Raw genomic sequence first — 394 nt, 5'->3', positions numbered from 1 at the left:
GAAGAGAGCAGGCAAAAACAATTGAAAAAAATCCCGATGAAAGCCTTCGGAAAACCGGAAGAGGTGGCGGCAGCAGCTGCTTGGCTCGTATCTGAGGAAGCAAGCTATGTGACCGGGACTACACTTTTCGTCGACGGCGGAATGACTCTTTATCCGTCTCAGCTTGAATAGAACATCAAATACAGGGGGATTGCGGGATGAACACAGACTGGTGGAAGGATGCGGTGGTGTACCAGATTTACCCGAGAAGCTTTCAGGACAGCAATGGAGACGGAATTGGGGACTTGCGGGGGATTATTTCCCGTCTTGACTACATAAAGGAGCTCGGGGCGGATGTGATTTGGGTTTGCCCAATCTATCCTTCTCCGAATGTTGATTACGGCTATGATGTGAC

At 49.7% G+C, this 394-nt stretch carries 2 protein-coding genes; both read left to right on the top strand.

What is annotated here, in order from left to right; translation table 11 throughout:
- The coding region (locus tag RVS70_RS23040) for an SDR family oxidoreductase (RefSeq protein ID WP_321135066.1) at positions 1–171 on the top strand (171 nt) is incomplete at its 5' end.
- 26 nt (positions 172–197) lie between these two features.
- A partial coding sequence (locus RVS70_RS23035; protein WP_321135064.1) for an alpha-amylase family glycosyl hydrolase occupies positions 198–394 on the top strand: 197 nt, incomplete at its 3' end.

Origin of the sequence: Virgibacillus sp. M23, from assembly GCF_034190895.1 — a bacterium.
Lineage (GTDB): Bacteria > Bacillota > Bacilli > Bacillales > Amphibacillaceae > Virgibacillus > Virgibacillus salarius.
Note: the sequence above shows the minus strand (reverse complement) of the source record. Positions and strands in the feature narration are given on the sequence as shown.